Source organism: Streptomyces sp. NBC_00299, from assembly GCF_036173045.1.
Lineage (GTDB): Bacteria > Actinomycetota > Actinomycetes > Streptomycetales > Streptomycetaceae > Streptomyces > Streptomyces machairae.
Genome location: NZ_CP108039.1, coordinates 9,057,495 through 9,071,200, shown reverse-complemented (window position 1 = coordinate 9,071,200; position 13,706 = coordinate 9,057,495). Strand labels below are relative to the sequence as shown.

Here is a 13,706-nt window from a genome sequence, read left to right as displayed (position 1 = left end):
TCCTGCTCGGGGATGACATGACCCGCGGCACGTACTGCGTTCCGAGTAGGCACGATTGTCGGCAGCCGCACGACGACATCGCGGGCCGATCCGGGAAAGCTGAGCCCTGTCCAACGATCCGGAACCGGAAGACTCCCCGCCCATGACCATCCGCGTCCTGCTCGCCGACGACCAGGCCCTGCTGCGGGCCACCTTCCGGATCCTGATCGACTCCTGCCCGGACATGGAGGTCGTCGGCGAGGCCGCCGACGGCGCCGAGGCCGTCGACCTCGCCCGGACCCACCGGCCCGACCTGGTCGTGATGGACATCCGCATGCCCGGCACCGACGGACTGGCCGCCACGTCCGCGATCTGTGCCGACCCGGACCTCACGGCGGTGCGGGTGCTGATCCTCACCACGTTCGAGATCGACGCGTACGTCGCGCAGGCGCTGCGCGCCGGGGCGAGCGGCTTCCTCGGCAAGGACGTCACCGCGGACGTGCTGCTCGACGGCATCCGGACCGTGGCCGCCGGCGAGTCCCTGCTCTCCGCCACCGCGACCCGCACGCTGATCACCCGGTTCCTGGCCTCCCCCGCCGAGAGCTCGCAGTCGGCCGCACCCGAGCACCTCGCCGCCCTCACCGCCCGCGAGCGGGAGGTCATGGCGTGGGCGGCCGAGGGCCACTCCAACGAGGAGATCGCCGAGAAGCTCTTCGTCAGCCCGCTGACCGTGCGCACCCACGTCCATCGCGCCATGACGAAGCTGGGCGCCCGCGACCGTGCCCAACTCGTCGTGATGGCCTATCAGTCGGGCCTGGTACGGGCCGTTCCGCCGAACGCCGGCCACTGACGTCCCGTCCGCCGTCCGGGTAAAGCCGCCGTTCAGGCGAAAACGGCCGCCAGGGTGCGTGGCGGCGCGCCGGGGCGTCGACAACTGACCCGTGAGCCTGCCGCTGATCCCTCCGATGCTCGCCACACCCGGCACCCTGCCGCCCACGGCGCAGGACGCGCGCTGGGCGTACGAGACCAAGCAGGACGGCCAGCGGGCGGTGATCTATCTGGAAGGGGACGGCAGCCTGCTGCTGCGCGCCCGTTCCGGTGAGGACATCACGGCCGCCTATCCCGAACTGCGGCCGCTGGGCGGCGCGCTCGGCACCACACCGGCCGTACTCGACGGGGAGATCATGGCGCTGGACGAAGAGGGCCGCGCCGACTTCCAGTTGCTGCAGTCCCGCATGGGCCTCGCGCACGCCCCGGCACGGGCGGCCCGGATGGCCGCGCAGACCCCCGTCCACCTGGTGCTCTTCGACGTACTGCACCTGGCGGGCAGCTCCCTGCTCAAGGTCCCCTATTCCCGGCGGCGCGGGCAGTTGGAGGGCCTCGACCTGGGCGGGCCGTACTGGTCGACGCCGGGCGCGCTGGTGGGACACGGCCCAGAGGCACTGGCGGCCACCCGTGAGCACGGGCTGGAAGGGCTGGTGTGCAAGCGGCTGGACTCGGTGTACGAGCCCGGGGTGCGCTCCCGCGCCTGGATCAAGATCCGCAACATGCGCAGCGAGGACGTGATCGTCGGCGGGTGGCTGCCCGGCAAGGGACGGCTCACCGGCCTGCCGGGCGCGCTGCTGGTCGGCCAGTACGCGGCCCGGCGGCTGCGCTACGTGGGCGGCGTGGGAACCGGCTGGAGCGAGGCCGAACGGGCCCACCTGGCCGAACTGTTGCAGGCGTCCGAGACGGACACCTGCCCCTTCGACCCCGCCCCGCGCGTGCCGGGCGCGCACTGGGTGCTGCCCCGGCTGGTCGGCGAGGTCCGCTACAGCGTCCGCACCCGGTCCGGGATGCTGCGCCAGCCGTCCTGGCTGCGCCTGCGGCCGGACCTCGCGCCGCAGGACGCGTCGGCCGACATCCCCGACGACCTCTGACACGCACGTCTGACACGAACGTCTGACACGCCCGCAGGACACCGACATCCGGCACACAGGCTGGGCGGCAACTATTGCGCTGTCCTTCACCCACCGGTACGCCCGTGGCTCTTGGCGCGTAAGTGAAAACCGGGGATCCTGAACTGCCTTTCCCCCCACAGCCGTTGGGCTGCGCCCGGACCCCGAGGAGACGCAGTGTCGTCAACCACCTTCCGCACGCATGGCAAGAGATGGCTCACCGGGCTGGCCGGTGCCGCCGCGCTGGTCGTCGCCTTCCCCAGCGTCGCCTTCGCCGCCCCGCCGGCGGCACTGCCCGCCAACGCCGACTCGGCCGAGAAGACCTACCAGCCGGCGTTCGACTACGACACCGACGGCTGCTACTCCACCCCCGCCATCGGCCCCGACGGAACCGTCAACGGCGGCCTCAACCCCACCGGTGCGCTCAACGGCAACTGCCGGGACGCCTCGGACCTCGACAACACCAACGGCTACTCCCGCTACAAGTGCAACAACGGCTGGTGTGCCTACATGTACGGCCTGTACTTCGAGAAGGACCAGGCGGTGGCGGGCAGCAGCATCGGCGGGCACCGGCACGACTGGGAGCACGCCGTGGTGTGGGTGCAGAACAACGCGGTGCAGTACGTTTCGACGTCCAACCACGGCTCGTTCACGATCAGTCCGGCGTCGTCGGTGCGCTTCGACGGCACGCACGCGAAGATCGTGTACCACAAGGACGGCATCAGCACGCACTGCTTCCGGCTCGCCAACTCCAATGACGAGCCGCCGGAGAACCACAAGGGCACCTGGCAGTATCCGTCGCTGGTCGGCTGGAACGGCTATCCGGCAGGCGTGCGCGACAAGCTGGTCGCGTACAACTTCGGCAGCGCCAACTTCGGCCTGAAGGACGGCAGCTTCGCCAGCCACCTGGCGTCGGCGAAGCCGTCGGGGATCGCGTTCGACCCCAACGCCTGATCCCTTCGGCTCCGAACCTGAGCCCGAGTCACATCGGGCGCGGGACCTAGGTGTATTGACCCGGAGCGTTGTTGACGCGGGTGATGGGTGGCTGGCCGCCGAGTGCGGTGTGGCAGCGGTGGTGGTTGTAGGTGTGCAGGAAGTCTGCCAGGGCGTCGGTGCGTTCGGTGTTGCTGGTGTAGGGCCGCCGGTAGGCCCATTCGTCGAGCAGGGTGCGGTTGAAGCGTTCGACTTTGCCGTTGGTCTGCGGCCGGTAGATGCGGGTGAGTTTGCCGGTCGCGCCGAGGTCGGCCAGGGCTTGGCGCCAGGCGAAGCTTTTGCGGTAGGGCCAGGCGTTGTCGGTCAGGACCCGTTCGATGTGGTCGATGCCGCGGGTCGTGAAGAAGGCTGCGGCCCGGCGGAGGAAGTCTGCGCAGGTGGCGGCTTTCTCGTCGCCGTGGATTTCGCTGTAGGCGAGGCGGGTGTGGTCGTCGACGGCGGAGTGGATGTAGTCGAAGCCCATGCTGCTGCGGCGGGCGCGGCCGGCCTGGCGGCCCAGGACCTTGTGGCCGCCGCCGTCGGGGATACGGCCGAGTTTCTTGACGTCGACGTGGATCAGCTCGCCGGGCCGGTCGCGTTCGTAGCGGCGGATGACCTGCCCGGTGGGGCGGTCCAGGTGCGCCAGCCGGTTCAGACCGTGGCGGACCAGGATGCGATGCGTGGTGGAGGCAGGCAGACCGAGGACAGGGCCGATGCGTGCCGGGCCGAGTTTGCGGGCCTGCCGCAGTTGGCAGACACGGGCCTCCAGGGCCGCTGTAGTGCGGTGTGGCGTCGTGCGCGGCCTGCTGAAGCGGTCGACAAGGCCCGGCTCGCCTTCGGATCGCCAGCGGCGGATCCATTTGTGGGCAGTGGCGCGGGAGATGCCCATCTCGGCGGCTACGTGAGCGACAGGGCGCCCGGCGCCGACACGTTCGATCAGCAGCCGCCTGCCGTGAACGGTCAGCCGGGCATTACGGTGGGACACGAAGACCTCCGTTCGGTGCAGTCCTAGACAGCTCCACCACACCGGAGGTCTTCGCCATGATCAAGCCCGGCGAGTGTCAACAACGCTCGTGATCAATACACCTAGGCCCCCCGGCACCTGGGCTTCCGTCCCGCGCCCGATCCCTGCGCACCGGGGTGCGACATAGCGTCCGGTTCATGGACACGATCGCCACGAGCGGACACTTCGAAGAAGCACTTGAACGCCTCCACGCATCCGGCCCGGAACGGGAGGGCTGGCTGTCCAACCACGCCCCCATGGTCGTCGAGGCGCTCGCCTCCCACGGACACGCGGGCGCCGTCCACCGCTGGGTGGACCTCTACCGGGACAAGCTGGAGGACTTCCCCGACCGCGTCGCCCCCGTCACGGACGACAACTGGCGTGCGGCGCTGGGGGATCCCCGGCGGATCACGGACTGGACCGACCACTACTCCCGCATGCTCGCCGAGCGTCCGTGGCGCAGCGTCCTCGCCGAGTGGTGGCCGCGCCTGCTGCCCGGACTGTACGGCGGCGCCACCCACACGGTCATCCGTGTCGGCCATGCCGTACGCGCTCTCGAAGCGGACGAGAACGCGCCCCGGCTCACCGAACTCGCGCACGCGCTGGGCTACTGGGCGGCACGGCATCAGCCCGTGACCGGTGTCTCCCCGCTGCCCGGCGCGCCGACGGCCACGGCCGCCCTGGACGCCGTACCCGCGATCGAGGCGGGGCACCTGGGGTTCCGGAACCGGCTGTCCGCCGTACGCCGACTGCCCGCCTGGGCGGACGACGTGACCGACCCGGAAACGGCCCGCGAGCGGCTCACCGAACTCGTGCACGCCGCGACCCGCCGCTACGCCACCCACGGTCACGGCGAGCCGACCATGCTCGTGCACGCGGCCACCGCGCCCAACGCCGTGCTGCGCACACTGGGTTCGCTGCCGCGCGACCAGTGGGTGCCGAGCCTGCGGGCGGCCTGGACGGCGTCCGCGGCGGTCACCGCGATGTACACCCCCGTCGAGGCCGTTGCCTGCACCCCGGCTGCCCGGCTGACGCGCGAGGAGGCCATGGAGCTGGCTCTCGCCCACGGTGACGAGCACGTCATCAAGTTCACCGACACCGCGCTGGACGTGGGTGACGACGTCGCCCTCGCGGCGGCCCAGCGCGCCGTCGAGATCAGCCCGCCCCTGGTGTGAACCGTCCGTCGGCCAGGGCATCTCCCAGGGCCGTCCGCCCGTACAGCACGTAGTAGCCCTGACGCCGCGACTCCAGCAGGCCCGCCTCCCGCAGAACCGACAGATGGGCCGACACGGTCGACGGGGCGAGCCCGTGACGGCACGCCAGGTCCGTCGTCGAGGCGGGCACTGCCAGACCGGCGAGGACGGCCGCGCGCTGGTGGCCGACGAGGCGGGAGAGTGCCTCCGGCGGGCGTGGCGCCGGGGTGGTGTGCAGGTGGCCCATGCCTCGGGCGGGGTAGATGAGCGACGGCTGCCAGGGCCGGGCGAAGCCGCTCACCACGTCCGGCCACACGAACACGCTCGGCATGAGCAACATGCCCCTGCCGTCGGGCCGTTGGACATCCGCCACATCGGCGTACCTGCGCAGGGTGAGCGTCTGGCCGGCCCAGTCCACGGCCGGGTGCAGGCCGGTGAGCAGCGCGTCGAGGCCGCCGTCCGCGGCCCGGCGCGAGCGGTGCGCGATGTCCGCCTCCAGCACGGCACGGTGGCGCGGCCAGTCCGGGGCGAGCAGCGCGTGCCAGGCACGCTCGGTGAGGTCGGCCAGGCGCCGGACGGTGGCGGCGGGGTCGTAGAGCGCGGCGCGCCCTTGGGGCGACTCGGCGAGTTCGGGGGTGCAGGCCAGCGAGCGGGTCATCTCGGCATGGGCCAGGACGGGATCGGTGGCGTGCATCCTCGCCAGCTCGTCCTCGATGGTGGGGTACGGCTCCTGCGGCGGCGGGCCGAGGAAGTCCGGGGTGTAGCCGCCGACGGGCGGGATGAACAGCCACAGCTCTGCCAGGTCGAGGCCGGCGACAGCACGGCGCATGCGGCGCAGCCAGCCTCGGTGGTAGCCGTGCCGGGCGGGTCGGCGGAGCATGCGCAGCGCCTCGTGGGTCTGGCACAGCGGCGAGATCGCGAACCGGCAGCGGGTGAGGTCGGCGGTGCCGAGGTGCAGGGCGAGCGGCATGGCGACCCCCGTCGTGAGCAGCGATTCGTCCTGGACCGAAAGAGTAGAGGCGCCCGCCGCGGCCCCGCACGCTTGCCCCGACTCCCCCTGTTGGAAAGGCGGATGGATGGGCTACGTACGTCCGGCACGCTGGCGGCGTGCCGCCGTCGTCGCGGCGCTGATGCTGGCGGCGTTCACCTTCAACACCACCGAGAACCTCCCGGTCGGCCTGCTCGCACTCATGGCGGACGATCTGCGGGTGTCGCTCACGGCCGTGGGCGCTCTGGTCACCGGCTACGGGCTGACCGTGGCCGTCGTGTCCCTGCCCCTCGCCCATGTCACCCGGTCGGTGCCGCGCCGGTATCTGCTCGCGGGGCTGCTGGGGCTGCTCGCCGTGGGCAGTTGGGTGTCGGCGCTGGGCGGTGTGTCGTACGGGGTGCTGCTGGCGGCGCGGGTGGCGACGGCGTTGGCGCAGGCGGTGTTCTGGTCGGTCATGGGGCCGGTCGCGGTCGGTCTGTTCCCGCCCGAGCGCCGAGGGCGGATCATCGGGCTGCTGTCCGTCGGTGGTTCCCTCGCCACGGTGGCCGGGGTACCGGCCGGGACCTGGCTCGGTGGGCACACCGGCTGGCGGACGCCCTTCGCCCTGCTCGGCGTGCTCGCGCTCGTCTCGCTCGTGGCCATCGGTGCCCTGCTGCCGTCGTCCCGCCCGCAGGACGGCCACTCCGCGTACGGCGCCGCCCCCGACCGGCGCAGGTTCCTCGTCGTGCTGGCCGTCACCGTCCTGTCGGTGACCGGTGCCTTCGCCGGGTTCACCTACGTCGTCGCCTTCCTCGACGAGGTCAGCGGGTTCCGCGAGGACGCGGTGAGTGCCGTGCTGCTGGCGTTCGGCGGGGCGGCGCTGGCCGGGGTCACGGTCGCCGGGCTCCTCCTCGACCGCTTCCCGCGCGCCACGCTGACCGTGCCGGTGGCGGCGCAGGCGGTGGCGCTGCTCGGCCTCCACGTGGCAGGACATGTCCCGGCCGCGACTGTCGTACTGGTCATGCTGCTCGGCGCCTCGGTCGCGACCGCCTTCATGGCGACACAGAGCCAGGTGCTCCAGGTGGCACCGGGCCGCACCGAGACCGCCCTCGCGGCCACCTCGGCCGCCTACAACGTGGGCATCGCCGCCGGTGCGCTGCTCGGGGGCGTGCTGCTGCCCGCGGTCGGGGTGCGCGGGACGTTCCTGGTCGGCGGGCTGCTCACGGTGGGGGCGCTGGCGGTGCTGACGTGGCCGGTGCGCCGGGACGTCCGGGACCGGGTGGGCGATGGGGGCCGGGCGAGTGACACGGACCGGGCGGGAGAGGGCAAGGGCCGGGCGGGAATGGGGCGGTACGGTGCGGACACGGGGTTGTGACGGTCTATCGTGGCCGCATGTCCGTGCCTGAACTGATCCGTATCGTCTCCCGCGACTCGCCGATGGCCCTCGCCCAAGTGGAGCGTGTTTGCGCCGAGTTGGCGGTCCTGCACCCCGGTGTGCGCACCGAGGTCGTGCCGGTGAAGACGACCGGTGACAAGTGGATGGGTGATCTGTCCCAGGTCGAGGGCAAGGGGGCGTTCACCAAGGAGGTGGACGCGGCTCTGCTGGCGGGCGAGGCCGATCTCGCCGTGCACTGTGTCAAGGACATCCCCGCCGACCGGCCGCTGCCCGCGGGGACGACCTTCGCGGCGTTCCTCAAGCGGGACGACATCCGGGACGCCCTCATCCACCCCGGCGGCCTCACCCTGGACGAGCTCCCGCCCGGGACCCGCATCGGCACCTCCTCGGTGCGCCGGGTCGCCCAGCTGGCCGCCACTCACCAGCACCTCGAATGCGTGCCGTTCCGCGGCAACGCCAACCGGCGGCTGGAGAAGCTGGCAGCCGGTGAGGCGGACGCGCTGCTCCTCGCGGTGGCCGGCCTGGAGCGCATCGGCCGCACCGATGTGATCAGCGAGGCCCTCTCCCCCGAGGTGATGATGCCGCCGATCGGCGCGGGCATCCTCGCGCTGCAGTGCCGGGAGGGCGACAGCGAACTCATCGACGCGGTCAGCGGCCTCGGCGACCCGGACACGTACCGGGAGGCCACCGCCGAGCGGATGTTCCTGCATGTCCTGCAGGGGCACTGCAACAGCCCGATCGCCGGGTACGCGCGCGTGGACCGGGGCGGCGAACTGTCCCTGCGGGCGTGCGTCTTCACCCCGGACGGCAAGACGCGGCTCAACGCCCACGAATGGGCCGGCCGACTGGACCCCGCCACCCTCGGCACGTCGGTCGCGGTCGCACTGCTGCGTCAGGGTGCCCGCGAGATCATCGACGGCATCCCGCACTAGGTGTGCTGTCCGGGCTCGATTCCCCCACCAGGCGGCGCCCCTCACCGGGGCGCCCGTCAGGCGGTGCCCTCTTCGGCCTGCTCCCGCAGGAAGTTGCTCACCTGGAGCGCGAGGCCGTCGCGCAGGGTGGCGGCGTGGGCGCCGGCGGAGTCCTCCTGGAGGCCGAGGCCGCCGCTCCACAGCCGGCGGTCGGCCCACTCCTCCTCGACGCGCAGTTGAATCTGGACGTCGACCTGGCTCAGGCTCGCCTCCGGGCCGGCGGCGTACAGCACGGCGGTGGCGCGGCGCAGCGGGTAGACGTCGAAGCCCTCGATGAACTGCGAGTTGCGCCAGTCGATGAACGCCGCCTCGCCCTCGCGGCCGATCCGCACGTCGATCTGGCCGTCCTCGAGGTGGATCCCGAGGTGCCGCTCGCCGCGGTTCTCGACGGTGACGCGGACCCTGAAGTACGCGAGCCCCTCCGCGGCCTCGTCGCGTCCGCGCGGCGGCTCGGCGGCTTCCAGTTGGTGGACGCGGACACGCAGACCGGCATGCTCGTCGTACTCGTGCCAGTCCCCGACCACGTTCGGCTCGTACACAATCCACCTCTCGACCCAGAGAGCTGCTTCCTATCTTTGCGCTCAGTGCACTGTCAAATGAGCAGAATGCGCTGTGGCCAGCCCATTCGCCCCCTTGATCACCGATCAAGCCGTGGGCAGGAGGAATCCGCCGACCGGCCCGGTGGGCCTGTTCACCCACGTGCCGCACATCACGTTCCGCACCAAGATCAGCGGGCCAGCCGGCCCAGCAGCGAGGAGGCGGCGGCGATGCCGAGCGCGGCGGCCACGAGCAGAACGGCGAAGTCGAGCGCGAGGTGCGAGGGGGTGCCGAGGAGGAGGCCGCGCAGGGCGTCGACCTGGTAGCTGAGCGGGTTGGCCTTGCTGACCGCCTGGAGCCAGCCCGGCATCACCGACAGCGGGTAGAGGGCGTTGGAGGCGAAGAACAGCGGCATGGTGATGGCCTGCCCGAAGCCCATCAGCCGGTCGCGGCTGAGGACGATGCCGGCGATGGTCATCGACAGACAGGAGAAGAAGGCCGAGCCGAGGACGACGACCGCGGCGACGCCGAGCAGCTTCAGTGGATTCCAGGTCAGCGCCACACCGAGCACCGCCGCGATGACGATCACGACGGCCGCCTGCACCAGGGACTTCACCCCGGCCGCGAACGCCTTGCCGGTGATCAGGGCCGAGCGCGGGGTCGGGGTGACGAGCAGCTTGTTGAGGATGCCGGCGTCGCGCTCCCAGATGATCTGGATGCCGTAGAAGATGGCGATGAACATCGCGGACTGGGCGATGATGCCGGGTGCCAGATAGTCGATGTAGGGGATGCCGTCAGTCGGGATCGCCTTGATCCGGGTGAAGGTCTGGCCGAAGATCAGCAGCCACAGGGCGGGCTGGACGGCGCGGGTGTAGAGCTCGGTGCGGTCGTGGCGCAGCTTCTGCAGCTCGACGGCGCACATGGCGAGGACGCGGGCGGGCAGCACCCGCCAGCCGGCGCGGGGCTCGGGCGGCCGTAGCAGCAGGTCGATACCGTCGGCGCGGTCCCGGTCAGCCGACACGGCGTGCGGTGCGGCGGGTACTTCGGACATCGCGGAAGTCTCCTGAACTCTCGTCGAGCCCGCTGCCGGCGATGTCGCGGAAGACGTCCTCCAGCGTGGGCAGCGGGTCGGTGCCGGCGGCCCCGGCGGCGCGCCGGCGGGCGCCGAGCCCCTCCCTGAGTTCGGCCGGCGTTCCGAGGGCCCGGATGCGGCCGTGGTGCATCAGGCCGACCCGGTCGCAGTACTGGTCGGCCTCGTCCATGTAGTGGGTGGTGACCAGGACCGTCATGCCGGTGGCGGCGCGGACGGCGTTGATGTGCTCCCACACTCCGGTGCGGGCGATCGGGTCGAGGCCGATGGTCGGTTCGTCGAGGATCAGCAGCCGGGGTGCGCTGACCAAGGCCTGGGCGAGTTCGAGGCGGCGGACCATGCCGCCCGAGTAGGTGCCGGCGAGCCGGTCGGCGGCGTCGGTGAGGCCGACCGCGGCCAAGGCTTGGCCGACCCGTGCGGCGCGTTCGCGACGGGGCACGTCGAAGACGCGGGCGAACAGGACGACGTTCTCGCGGCCGGTCAGGCCCGAGTCGGCGGACAACTGCTGCGGGACGTAGCCGAGCAGGCGACGTACGGCCATGCGGTCGCCTGCCGCGTCGTGCCCGAAGACGCTGACCATCCCCGTGGGCACCGGCAGGAGGGTGGTGATGCAGCGGATCGCCGTGGTCTTCCCGGCGCCGTTGGGACCGAGCAGGCCGAAGACCTCGCCCTGCGCCACCGTCAGGTCGAGTCCGTCCACCGCGTTGGTGTCACCGAAGGCGTAGGCCAGCCCGGTGCAGGCCACGGCCTCGGTGACAGCGTCGTGTGTCATGGTCGCTCCGTCTCCTCGCGCAGTGAGTCGGCCAGTCTGCGCAGCGCCGGGATCGCCGCGAGCAGTGTCTCCCGGTCCGGCTCGTCGAGCCGGGACACCTGGTGGCGTACGAGATCGGCGCGCCGTCTGCGCCACTCGCTCAGCCGGTCCTCGGCCGCGGAGGTGGGCAACAGTCGGGCGGCGCGGCGGTCGGCGGGGTCGGTCTCGCGGAGCAGGTAGCCCTGCCGGGCCAGCTGGTTGACCAGCGTGGACACCGAATTGCCCGCCAGGTACAGCTCCTTGGCGGCGTCCGAGATCCCGATGCCGGGCCGTTCCACGACCAGCCGCAACAGCTCAACCTCCGCGCCGCGCAGCTGTGGGGCGGTCATGTCGCGCCGCAGCCGGCGTCGGATCAGTCGCTGGACTCCGACGAGCGCGTCGGCGAGTTCCTCGGGGAGGGCCGAGTCGCCTTCCACGTGGTTTTCCACGTCGTCTTCCACATCGTCGAGATTACCTCTGTAGCAGAGCTAATGACCCCAAGGAAGGGTCAAGGACGGCTGCGTGCCCCTTCCGGACGTCGAGTGAATCCGCAGTCACACGTAGTCGCATTCACGAATTTTGTTTCGGATGCCCTATCATGGGGAAAAGTGACATATGTGCTTCGGACAGGAGGCACGTCCGTGGGAGCCGGCCCGCCCGGACCCTGGGTGACCTCCTGAGGTCCGAGTGCGTGCCCCCCACGGTGTCTTGTCCAGTCAGCACCGCCGAGGGAGGTGCGCACCTTATGAGTGCCACCACCAGAACGAAGCAGCACCCCCACGACGACGCCCCCGACACCGCGGCGGCCTTCGACCACCTTCTCGGACTGCCCGAGGGACCCGAGCGGAAGCTGCTCAGGGACGAGCTGGTCCAGGCCTGGCTTCCCATGGCCGAGCGGATCGCCGTCCGCTTCAAGGGCCGCGGCGAGTCCCTGGAAGACCTGTACCAGGTGGCGGCCCTGGGTCTGGTCAAGGCCGTCGAGCACTACGACCCGGCACGCGGCCACGCTTTCGAGGCGTACGCCGTCCCCACCATCACCGGCGAGATCAAGCGGCACTTCCGCGACCACATGTGGACGCTGCATGTGCCGCGCCGGGTCCAGGACCTGCGCAACCGGGTGCGGAGCTCCATGAAGGAGCTGTCGCAGAACACCTCGGGGCACGCGCCCACCGTCGCCGAGATCGCCGAGCACGCGCAGCTGAGCGAGAGCGAGGTGCGCGCCGGGATGGAGGCCCTGGAGTGCTTCTCCGCACTGTCGCTGGAGGCGGAGATGCCCGGCACGGACGGCTACGCGCTGGGGGACGCCCTGGGCGGCCCGGATCCGGCGTACGAAGTGGTCGTCGACCGCGTGACGGTCAAGCCGTGTCTGCAACGGCTTCCGGAGCGTGAGCGGACCATCCTCTACCTCCGCTTCTTCGGCGGGATGACCCAGAGCCGCATCGCACAGCAGCTCGGCATCTCGCAGATGCACGTCTCCCGCCTGCTGAGCGGCTGCTTCGCCCAGCTGCGCGAGGAGATACTCGCCGAAGCCCGCTGACACCGGAGGAGTGAGTCAGTCCTGGGACGATCCCGGAATCTGCGTCGGGCCGTAACGCTCCAGGGCCTCTTCCAGTTCGACGCGGATCTCCGGCGGCATCTCCCCGTCCCGGCCCCAGCTGAGAATGAGCTCCGCGACATGGCGGAGCTTGATGTTCGTGTGCTGGGAGACGTCCTTCAGCACCGCCCATCCCTGCTCCGGCGCCACGCGGCCGAGGGCGACGATCATTCCGATCGCCTGGTCCACGACGGCGTGCGAGACCATCGCCTCCTTGAGCTGTTCGACTTCCTCTTCCAGCTCGATGATCCTGTCGGTCCCGTCCGCGGGCTCGTGCGGTGTCGCTGCCACGCCACCATGGTCGCCGCTTTGCCTGCCTCGTGCCAGCGAGGGGCAGGGTCGCTCCGGCGGGCCGTTTCGGCGCCACGCCGGGGGTACTCGGCAGGCCTCGGAGCGAATCCGGCTGGACACTGATACAAGACCGGTGGCCGCCGGCTCGGGCGAGAACCAGGACAGCGACTGCCATGAACCACGATGCGACAAGCTCCAACAGCACGGCCGAGGTCGTGTCCACGCACTCCGTGTTCGGCGCACCCTGCTGGGTGAGTCTGACCAGCCGTGATCTCGACGTCACCCACGGGTTCTACAGCGCCGTGCTGGGGTGGCGCTGGCGGCCCGCCAAGCTGGGCGACCGCTTCTGGGTCGCGCTCGCGGACAGCGTGCCGGTGGCCGGGGTCGCGGCGGTCGCCACGATGTGGCAGATGGCCGTGGCCTGGACCCCCTACTTCGCCGTGCCCAGCGCCGACGAGGCCGTGGCGCGGGTGCAGGAGCGGGGCGGCACATCGGCCGTCGGCCCGCTCTCCCTGCCGCCCGGGCGCGCGGCCCTGCTGGCCGACCGGGACGGGGCGACCTTCGGTGTCTGGGAGGGAGAGCTCCCCTCCAACTGGGAGACCTGGCGGCGTGCCGCGCCCACGTTCATCCGGCTCCACACCCGCGACGCGTTCGACTCGGCCATGTTCTACGGCGAGGTCCTCGACTGGGCGTCGGAGCGGGCCGGCTGCTGCGAGGTCCGCTACGAGGGCGGCGAGGTGGTGCTGCGCAGCCGGGGCGATGTCGTGGCGCGGATCGAGTCGGGGGCGTTGGAGGCTGCGCCCGACCCGACGATTCGGCCGCACTGGCAGGTGCATTTCGCGGTCGCGGACGTGGGGGCTTGTGCGCGGGCGGCCGAGCGGCATGGGGGGAGCGTGTTGTCGAAGGGGAGTGACGAGGCTGTGCTGCGGGATCCTGACGGGGCGCAGTTCACGGTGACTTCGCGGCGTTCTCGGTAGTCGTCTGCG

Annotated in this window: 15 protein-coding genes; 8 read left to right on the top strand and 7 right to left on the bottom strand. The window is 71.3% G+C overall.

Annotated elements, in window-relative coordinates:
* The first annotated feature begins 142 nt into the window (after positions 1-142).
* The 3 genes from OHT51_RS40310 (at position 143) to OHT51_RS40300 (ending at position 2,870) form a co-directional block, all read left to right on the top strand.
* A complete protein-coding gene (locus tag OHT51_RS40310) occupies positions 143-829 on the top strand; it encodes a response regulator transcription factor (RefSeq protein ID WP_328883865.1) in 687 nt (228 codons plus the stop codon).
* Positions 830-920: 91 nt separating this feature from the next.
* Entirely contained in the window at positions 921-1,898 is a 978-nt protein-coding gene (ligD, locus tag OHT51_RS40305) for a non-homologous end-joining DNA ligase (protein WP_328883864.1), read from the top strand.
* 195 nt (positions 1,899-2,093) lie between these two features.
* Positions 2,094-2,870 carry an NPP1 family protein gene (locus OHT51_RS40300; RefSeq protein ID WP_328883863.1) on the top strand — a complete coding sequence of 259 codons (777 nt, stop codon included), beginning with the start codon at positions 2,094-2,096 and terminating at the stop codon, positions 2,868-2,870.
* Between the two features lie 46 nt (positions 2,871-2,916).
* Here OHT51_RS40300 and OHT51_RS40295 read toward each other — a convergent pair whose 3' ends face one another.
* Complete coding sequence (locus tag OHT51_RS40295; protein WP_328877093.1) at positions 2,917-3,873, bottom strand: IS481 family transposase; 957 nt, start codon at positions 3,871-3,873, stop codon at positions 2,917-2,919.
* 176 nt (positions 3,874-4,049) lie between these two features.
* Between OHT51_RS40295 and OHT51_RS40290 the strand changes: the two genes are divergently transcribed.
* Positions 4,050-5,066: a questin oxidase family protein gene (locus tag OHT51_RS40290; protein WP_328883862.1), complete on the top strand. Its 1,017-nt coding sequence runs from the start codon at positions 4,050-4,052 to the stop codon at positions 5,064-5,066.
* Here OHT51_RS40290 and OHT51_RS40285 read toward each other — a convergent pair.
* Positions 5,047-6,054 carry an ArsR/SmtB family transcription factor gene (locus OHT51_RS40285; protein WP_328883861.1) on the bottom strand — a complete coding sequence of 336 codons (1,008 nt, stop codon included), beginning with the start codon at positions 6,052-6,054 and terminating at the stop codon, positions 5,047-5,049. The genes OHT51_RS40290 and OHT51_RS40285 overlap by 20 nt on opposite strands.
* 106 nt (positions 6,055-6,160) lie before the next feature.
* Here OHT51_RS40285 and OHT51_RS40280 point away from each other — a divergent pair, with 106 nt between their 5' ends.
* Together OHT51_RS40280 and hemC are read left to right on the top strand one after the other, a co-directional pair.
* Entirely contained in the window at positions 6,161-7,426 is a 1,266-nt protein-coding gene (locus tag OHT51_RS40280) for an MFS transporter (protein ID WP_328883860.1), read from the top strand.
* Positions 7,427-7,443: 17 nt separating this feature from the next.
* Positions 7,444-8,379, top strand: a complete 936-nt coding sequence (gene hemC / locus OHT51_RS40275; RefSeq protein WP_328883859.1) for a hydroxymethylbilane synthase — start codon at positions 7,444-7,446, stop codon at positions 8,377-8,379.
* A 56-nt stretch (positions 8,380-8,435) separates the two neighbouring features.
* Here the strand turns inward: hemC and OHT51_RS40270 are convergent, their stop codons facing one another.
* The 4 genes from OHT51_RS40270 to OHT51_RS40255 all read right to left on the bottom strand — a co-directional run bounded on the left by OHT51_RS40270 (position 8,436) and on the right by OHT51_RS40255 (position 11,296).
* The gene (locus OHT51_RS40270; RefSeq protein ID WP_328883858.1) at positions 8,436-8,957 is read right to left on the bottom strand and encodes a hypothetical protein; all 522 of its coding nucleotides are present in this window, start codon (positions 8,955-8,957) and stop codon (positions 8,436-8,438) included.
* A gap of 188 nt (positions 8,958-9,145) precedes the next feature.
* Positions 9,146-10,006, bottom strand: coding sequence for an ABC transporter permease (locus OHT51_RS40265; protein WP_328883857.1), 861 nt, complete (start codon positions 10,004-10,006; stop codon positions 9,146-9,148).
* Positions 9,966-10,817, bottom strand: coding sequence for an ABC transporter ATP-binding protein (locus OHT51_RS40260; RefSeq protein WP_328883856.1), 852 nt, complete (start codon positions 10,815-10,817; stop codon positions 9,966-9,968). Before OHT51_RS40260 ends, OHT51_RS40265 begins: the two co-directional genes overlap by 41 nt.
* Positions 10,814-11,296, bottom strand: coding sequence for a MarR family winged helix-turn-helix transcriptional regulator (locus tag OHT51_RS40255; RefSeq protein WP_443052668.1), 483 nt, complete (start codon positions 11,294-11,296; stop codon positions 10,814-10,816). Before OHT51_RS40255 ends, OHT51_RS40260 begins: the two co-directional genes overlap by 4 nt.
* 284 nt (positions 11,297-11,580) lie before the next feature.
* On the opposite strand from OHT51_RS40255, the gene OHT51_RS40250 reads away from it, so the two are divergent.
* Complete coding sequence (locus OHT51_RS40250) at positions 11,581-12,372, top strand: SigB/SigF/SigG family RNA polymerase sigma factor (RefSeq protein ID WP_328883855.1); 792 nt, start codon at positions 11,581-11,583, stop codon at positions 12,370-12,372.
* Positions 12,373-12,387: 15 nt separating this feature from the next.
* On the opposite strand, the gene OHT51_RS40245 is transcribed toward OHT51_RS40250, so the two are convergent.
* Complete coding sequence (locus OHT51_RS40245) at positions 12,388-12,720, bottom strand: ANTAR domain-containing protein (protein ID WP_328883854.1); 333 nt, start codon at positions 12,718-12,720, stop codon at positions 12,388-12,390.
* A 173-nt stretch (positions 12,721-12,893) separates the two neighbouring features.
* On the opposite strand from OHT51_RS40245, the gene OHT51_RS40240 reads away from it, so the two are divergent.
* Entirely contained in the window at positions 12,894-13,697 is an 804-nt protein-coding gene (locus tag OHT51_RS40240; RefSeq protein WP_328883853.1) for a VOC family protein, read from the top strand.
* Positions 13,698-13,706: the final 9 nt, after the last annotated feature.

Excerpts from the sequence above, each read along its gene's own strand:
- OHT51_RS40310 (WP_328883865.1), top strand. The coding sequence starts at position 143 with ATGACCATCCGCGTCCTGCTCGCCGACGACCAGGCCCTGCTGCGGGCC.
- OHT51_RS40260 (WP_328883856.1), bottom strand. The coding sequence starts at position 10,817 with ATGACACACGACGCTGTCACCGAGGCCGTGGCCTGCACCGGGCTGGCC.
- OHT51_RS40250 (WP_328883855.1), top strand. The coding sequence starts at position 11,581 with ATGAGTGCCACCACCAGAACGAAGCAGCACCCCCACGACGACGCCCCC.
- OHT51_RS40285 (WP_328883861.1), bottom strand. The coding sequence starts at position 6,054 with ATGCCGCTCGCCCTGCACCTCGGCACCGCCGACCTCACCCGCTGCCGG.
- OHT51_RS40290 (WP_328883862.1), top strand. The coding sequence starts at position 4,050 with ATGGACACGATCGCCACGAGCGGACACTTCGAAGAAGCACTTGAACGC.
- hemC (WP_328883859.1), top strand. The coding sequence starts at position 7,444 with ATGTCCGTGCCTGAACTGATCCGTATCGTCTCCCGCGACTCGCCGATG.
- OHT51_RS40265 (WP_328883857.1), bottom strand. The coding sequence starts at position 10,006 with ATGTCCGAAGTACCCGCCGCACCGCACGCCGTGTCGGCTGACCGGGAC.
- OHT51_RS40240 (WP_328883853.1), top strand. The coding sequence starts at position 12,894 with ATGAACCACGATGCGACAAGCTCCAACAGCACGGCCGAGGTCGTGTCC.
- OHT51_RS40280 (WP_328883860.1), top strand. The coding sequence starts at position 6,161 with ATGGGCTACGTACGTCCGGCACGCTGGCGGCGTGCCGCCGTCGTCGCG.